The sequence below is a fragment of the Aquimarina megaterium XH134 genome (assembly GCF_000520975.1).
Classification (GTDB): domain Bacteria; phylum Bacteroidota; class Bacteroidia; order Flavobacteriales; family Flavobacteriaceae; genus Aquimarina; species Aquimarina megaterium.
Genome location: NZ_JACB01000045.1, coordinates 1 through 391, shown reverse-complemented (window position 1 = coordinate 391; position 391 = coordinate 1). Strand labels below are relative to the sequence as shown.

Annotated in this window: 1 protein-coding gene; it reads left to right on the top strand. The window is 32.7% G+C overall.

Annotated elements, in window-relative coordinates; genetic code table 11:
* On the top strand, positions 1-391 hold a 391-nt coding region (locus Z053_RS29145; protein ID WP_025667169.1), incomplete at both ends, for a carbonic anhydrase family protein.

The following is a 391-nucleotide window of genomic DNA, read 5'->3' as shown; positions in this document are numbered from 1 at the left end:
TTATAACCGATGATATAGATGAAGATGATACTATTAATAATATCAATATCAATTATACTACAAGTACTACAACTATTGTTAATAATGGTCATACTTTACGTTTTGATTATACTTCTGGTAGTTCGGCCTCATTAAACAATATTGATTACGATCTTTTGCAGTTTCACTTTCATACAGGTAGTGAGCATACAGTAAATGGAAATAGATACCCTATGGAGATGCATCTGGTACACAGAAATTCAACTACGGGTTTACTGGCAGTAGTTGGTATTTTCTTTACCGAAGGACCAGAAAACGAAGTACTGTCTCAATTTATGGATAATCTCCCCAAACATAAAGATGAATATTACACAAGTAATGAGGAGTATCATATAGTCGATATGCTTCCTAA